Genomic DNA, 5,437 nt, shown 5'->3' with positions numbered 1-5,437 from the left:
TCCTAAAATCAATTCTTTTTTCTTAAATTATTTAATTTTTAATATCTTTATATAATTTTTCTATTATATCGTTATCAATCTTCTCGTCAAATTTTCGGGCAAACAGATTTACCCCCCCCGTATGAAATTATCATAGTCGTTTGATTTAAAAACTATCGGAGCGCCGCCCTGCCAAATAAGATATCTTAAACAATCATTTTCGCATTTATTTTTTAATTCGCTTTGCATGAGTATCGATTGAAAAAAGAATTCATCGCTTCCCCAAGTATATTTAAACCTTTCCAAATAATTTTGATTTTCTCCGACAAATTTTAAAATATAAGAAACGGCATTTTTCGTCAAATTCCACCATTGCGAACCGTAATAAATATTTTCTGGAGTCTGCCTCTTTATAAAAGGAATTTTAGAAACAATATCTCTAATTTTTCTGCTTAATAATTTTCTATACCAAAATCCAAAATTATAAGCATTGAGCCGAAAAGACATTTCTTTATAAAGCCCTTCGTTATTTCTAATATTTTCGTAGCTTAAATATTCTCTATCGTTATTTTCAAAAAAATTTTTTATCTCAAAATTATTTTTAAGCGGAATATCTTGAGCGCTTATAAAAATATATCTGTCGTAATCGTTTTTTATAGCTTCTCCCATCAAAAATAAAGTCGCTACAATTTGACTAAATCCGCCATGATGAACTTTAATTTTTTTATAGATTTGAACATTGTCGAAACTGTCGATTTTCAATTTGCTTTTTTTGTCGATATGAACATATAAATCAAAATCTTTTTTCAAATGATTTAATAATCTCATAGTTTGATTATAATTTTTATGCGCCAAAACTAAAATACAAATCTTACTCATTTTCAAATTAACCTGATTTTTAAATTAACAAAAATTAAAATTTGGATTTAAACTCTTCCAAAGCTTTATTAAGTTCGTCCATATTCGTTATATCTTTTTTTTCTTTTATCTCGTCAAGTATATATTGTTTGTCGGCTTTCATATATTGAAGAAGTCGCCATTCAAATTCATGCACTCTTTCTATTTCAATATTATCTAAAAATCCTTTCGTTGCGGCAAATAATATAACTATCTGCTCTTCTACGGGAATCGGACTGTATTGTTTTTGTTTTAATAATTCAACCATTTTAGCGCCTCTATCGAGCTGCGATAAAGTCGCTTTGTCGAGTCCAATTCCTAATTGAGAGAAAGCTTCCAGTGACCTATATGAAGCCAAATCGAGTCTCAGAGTTCCCGAAACTTTTTTCATAGCTTTTATTTGAGCGTTTCCTCCCACTCTTGAAACCGAAATCCCTACATCAATCGCGGGACGAACTCCGCTCATAAATAAACTTGGAAGCAAATATATCTGTCCATCCGTAATAGATATAACATTTGTTGGAATATATGCCGACACTTCGTTATCTTGAGTTTCGATTATAGGAAGCGCAGTCAAAGAACCTCCGCCCAAATCATCGCTTAATTTTGCGGCTCTTTCAAGAAGGCGCGAATGCAAATAAAATACATCGCCGGGAAAAGCCTCTCGTCCTGGAGGGCGTCTCAATAAAAGAGAAATTTGTCTGTAAGCGTTAGCCTGTTTCGATAAATCATCGTAAACAACCAAAGTGTCTTTTTTTTCTTCATACATGAAATATTCAGCCATAGCGCATCCAGAGTATGGGGCTATATATTGTAAAGGCGCGGAGTCCGAAGCCGTTGCCGCCACAACTATAGTATAATCTAAAGCTCCGTAATGTCTTAAAGTATTAACGACTCCAGCTACTGTGGAAGCCTTTTGTCCTATCGCCACATATACGCATATAACATCTTTTCCTTTTTGATTTATAATCGTATCCAAAGCTATTGAAGTTTTTCCCGTGCTTCTGTCTCCAATTATTAACTGCCTCTGTCCTCTTCCGATTGGCGTCATCGAATCTATCGCTTTAATTCCAGTTTGCAAAGGCTCTTTTACCGACTGTCTATCCGCTATGCCGGGCGCTGGAAATTCAATAACTCTTTTTTTATCCGAATTAATCTCTCCTCTTCCGTCTATAGGAACTCCCAAAGGATTAACGACTCTTCCCAAAAGCGCTTCGCCGACTGGAACTTCCAATATTCTTTTTAGCCGACTTACTTTGCTTCCTTCTTTTATCGCCGTATAATCTCCAAGAACTATCGCTCCTATCGTTTCTTCTTCCAAATTAAAAGCTATTCCGATAGAACCGCATTCGAATGTTATCATTTCGTTAGCCATTATATGAGGAAGTCCCATAACTCTTGCAATTCCGTCTCCGACTTCTACTACGACTCCAACCTCGTTTGGAGAAAAATCCGCCTTATAATTTTTAATCTCTTCTTTTAAGATAGCCGCAATTTCGTTAGCTTTTATATTCATAAATATTCCTCTTTTATAAACTAATTATTTTCCGCAAAAAGCGAATCCTTTACATTATCCAATAACCTTCGGACGCTGTAATCGTAAATCACATCGTCAATTTGAACTATTATTCCTCCCATTATCGACTCGTCTATTTCAACGGTAAAATGAACATCCTTATCAACCATACTTCTTATTGACGATTTTAATTCTTCTATATTTTCTATTTCCGAAGAAGCTATAATTTTAGTCGATAAAATATTATAATATTCGTTGCATAAATTTTCGTATTCCACAATTATTGCAAATAAAATATTAATCAAATCTCTTTCAATCAAAATAGACAGAAGATTAAAAGTTTCTTCTGCGATGCGCTCTCCGTAAACTTTTTTCAATATCCGAATCTTTATATTTCCGTCAACGAAAGAGGAAGTAAAAAATGAAACGACATCTTTATCGATAAGCATAGAAGAATAAACTGTATTAAAATCGTTTTTTATAGTTTCTATTTTTCCAAGTTCCTGCGCCGCATCGAACATCGCTTTCGCGTAATTTTTTGCGCTCGCTTCGTTTTTGACTATGCGGGTAAATCTGCTCGCTTTTTCTTTAGTGATTTCTTTAAGTATTTCTTTTTTCAATTTACTTAAAATATTATCCGTAATAGAATCCATATTTTCTTAAAGCCTTTTTAAAAGTTTAAAATATTTTAAATATTTTATTTCCGCCGCTGTTAATAAATTTATCCTGCAGACGATTCACCTGATTTTTCACGCTGTAATCGTAAACGACAGAATCGACATGAACGATTATTCCGCCGATAATATCCTTATCCGTTTCGGTAGTATAAACTATATCGCCTTTTGAAAAACATTTTACGGTTTTGATTATATTGTCTACGGTTTCTTTATCGATTTCGTCCGCCGTTATTATTCTTACTCGAACGATATTATAATATTCGTCCGATATTTCTTTATAAAAACTCAATATATCGGGCAGAATATCCATAACCTCATGTTCCATTAGTATAGATATAAAAACAAAAGTCGCTTTGGAAAAAATAGGTTTAAGTTTATTTTCTATTATTTCCATTTTCTTTTTTTTAGGAACGCTTTTGTCGACAAAATATTTTTTTATATCTTCGTCTTGAAACAATTTTGAACATTCGACAAGCTCTTTATAGATTTTATCAACCATATTTAATTCTCTGGCTATTTCAAAAATGGATTTAGCCGTAGGTTTCAACAGTTTTATTTTATCAATCTCTTTCATTTCCGCCAAATCCTTATTTTTTAAAGTTTATTTTCTTTTTCCACATTGTTAATAAACTCGTCAATCAAAGCCTGATTATCTTCTTTGGTTATATTTCTTTTGAGTATTTTTTCCGCCATAACCACCGCAATGTCTACCGTCTGCTTTCTCATGTTATTCGTCACTTCTTCTTTCGCTCTGTCTATTTCAAGCATGATTTTATTTTTATTCGCTTCCGCTTCCTCTCTCGCGTTGCTTATGATTTTTTCTCTCACTCTTTGCGCTTCGATTCGCGCGTTTTCTATGATAGAACTCGCCTCGTTTTTAGCGTTGTCTATCTGCTCTCTATAAGCCGCAAGAGATTTTTTAGCCGTCTCTCTGATTTTTCCCGCTTCTTTCAAATCATCTTGAATTTTTTCGGCGCGGGCGTTCAAGCCTTTTATGATTATTTTCCAAGTGGATTTTCCCAATACTATAAGAACGAGTATAAAGGCAACCCATGTCCATATAACAACGCCAGGGTCTATTCTAAAAAGCGCCATATCGCATCTCCCGATAAATTATTTTTTAGTTATTAAACTATTGTCTCATTAAAGCAAGAATGCAGATAACCAAAGCGAAAAGACATACTCCTTCGATTAGGGCGGCAGCTATAAACATCGCCGCTTGAATTTTTCCCGACATTTCGGGCTGTCTCGCAACTCCGTCAACGGCTCCAGCGCCTATTATCCCTATTCCTATTCCCGCTCCTATTGCGGCAAGTCCCGCTCCTATTGTAGCTCCCAATATAGCAAGTTCCATTTTATTTCTCCTTAAACTTTAAATTTTTTTATTTTAATTTTTATTTTATTTATTAATATTTATTTAATATCCTTTTAATTAATGCTCGTCCTCAATGGCAATTCCAATATAAATCGCCGATAATAACGAAAATATATAAGCCTGCAAAACCGCCACAAACATTTCAAGAACATATATAAAACTTAAAAATAATATGGCAAAAGGCGAAATTAATAAAGTCCCCGACATAATAATCAAATAGGGAATAACTATAAGCATTATATGTCCGCCCGTCATATTGGCGAGCAAACGAATCGCCAAAGCAAAAGCTCTATTGAATAAAGTTACAAATTCCAAAACCCAAATCAAAGGAACTAAAATAAACGGCAAACCTTTTGGAACTAAACCAATCCAATATTTTATTATTCCTTTTTTTCTTATTCCCGCGATTACATAGCATATAAAAACTAAAATCGCTATTCCTCCCGTGAAACCGATATTCGCTCCAACCGCTCCTGCCAAATACGCGTAATGTCCGTCTTCTGTTCTAAATTTCAATAAAGGCGGAATTACTCCAATTAAATTTGCAAATAAAACGAATAAAAAAACCGTGAGACAAAATGAAGTGTATCTTTTTCCTTCTTCGCCCAAAGTTGGAGAGATAACATCTTTATGCATATAATCAATAATAATTTCAAGTATATTTTGCAAATAAGTCGGTTTATTGAAAGGTCTTTTTAATTTATGCGCCAAATATTTCATGCTTGCAATACATAAAACGGCGGCTAATGTTATTAATATAATATGTTTTGTTATGCGAAAATCAAAATTCAAATAATTTCCTAACCTAACGGGAATAGTATAATAAGGATGGTCCGTATTGTCGGCAATTTCTTCCATAATGTAATCGTTAATATTTTCGGAGGCAAAAATTTTAGCGCAATTAAAATTAAAAGCCGTAAAGATAAATACTGCGATTATCAAAATTCTTTTTATAAAATTTAATTTATTTAAAATATTCAATCTATTCATAAT

General features: G+C 33.2%; 6 protein-coding genes and 1 pseudogene. All 7 read right to left on the bottom strand.

Annotated features, from left to right (window positions below; genetic code table 11):
* Positions 1–31: 31 nt before the first annotated feature.
* A pseudogene (locus tag ACR0QS_RS10585) lies at positions 32–858 on the bottom strand (beta-1,6-N-acetylglucosaminyltransferase).
* A 34-nt stretch (positions 859–892) separates the two neighbouring features.
* Positions 893–2,392, bottom strand: a complete 1,500-nt coding sequence (atpA, locus tag ACR0QS_RS10580) for a F0F1 ATP synthase subunit alpha (RefSeq protein ID WP_432633413.1) — start codon at positions 2,390–2,392, stop codon at positions 893–895.
* 20 nt (positions 2,393–2,412) lie between these two features.
* Positions 2,413–3,045, bottom strand: coding sequence for an ATP synthase F1 subunit delta (atpH, locus tag ACR0QS_RS10575; protein ID WP_432633412.1), 633 nt, complete (start codon positions 3,043–3,045; stop codon positions 2,413–2,415).
* Positions 3,046–3,070: 25 nt separating this feature from the next.
* Complete coding sequence (atpH, locus tag ACR0QS_RS10570) at positions 3,071–3,643, bottom strand: ATP synthase F1 subunit delta (RefSeq protein WP_432633411.1); 573 nt, start codon at positions 3,641–3,643, stop codon at positions 3,071–3,073.
* Positions 3,644–3,663: 20 nt separating this feature from the next.
* Positions 3,664–4,164, bottom strand: a complete 501-nt coding sequence (gene atpF / locus ACR0QS_RS10565; protein ID WP_432633410.1) for a F0F1 ATP synthase subunit B — start codon at positions 4,162–4,164, stop codon at positions 3,664–3,666.
* A gap of 37 nt (positions 4,165–4,201) precedes the next feature.
* Entirely contained in the window at positions 4,202–4,423 is a 222-nt protein-coding gene (gene atpE / locus ACR0QS_RS10560) for an ATP synthase F0 subunit C (RefSeq protein ID WP_432633409.1), read from the bottom strand.
* Positions 4,424–4,501: 78 nt separating this feature from the next.
* Entirely contained in the window at positions 4,502–5,434 is a 933-nt protein-coding gene (atpB, locus tag ACR0QS_RS10555; RefSeq protein WP_432633414.1) for a F0F1 ATP synthase subunit A, read from the bottom strand.
* Between the last annotated feature and the right edge of the window lie 3 nt (positions 5,435–5,437).

This window comes from Brachyspira sp., from assembly GCF_050873525.1.
GTDB lineage: Bacteria > Spirochaetota > Brachyspiria > Brachyspirales > Brachyspiraceae > Brachyspira.
This window is presented reverse-complemented; position numbering and strand designations above follow the sequence as displayed.

What these genes read in the sequence shown, in the direction of transcription:
- atpA (WP_432633413.1), bottom strand. Translation starts at nt 2,392, where the DNA reads ATGAATATAAAAGCTAACGAAATTGCGGCTATCTTAAAAGAAGAGATT.
- atpH (WP_432633412.1), bottom strand. Translation starts at nt 3,045, where the DNA reads ATGGATTCTATTACGGATAATATTTTAAGTAAATTGAAAAAAGAAATA.
- atpH (WP_432633411.1), bottom strand. Translation starts at nt 3,643, where the DNA reads ATGAAAGAGATTGATAAAATAAAACTGTTGAAACCTACGGCTAAATCC.
- atpF (WP_432633410.1), bottom strand. Translation starts at nt 4,164, where the DNA reads ATGGCGCTTTTTAGAATAGACCCTGGCGTTGTTATATGGACATGGGTT.
- atpE (WP_432633409.1), bottom strand. Translation starts at nt 4,423, where the DNA reads ATGGAACTTGCTATATTGGGAGCTACAATAGGAGCGGGACTTGCCGCA.
- atpB (WP_432633414.1), bottom strand. Translation starts at nt 5,434, where the DNA reads ATGAATAGATTGAATATTTTAAATAAATTAAATTTTATAAAAAGAATT.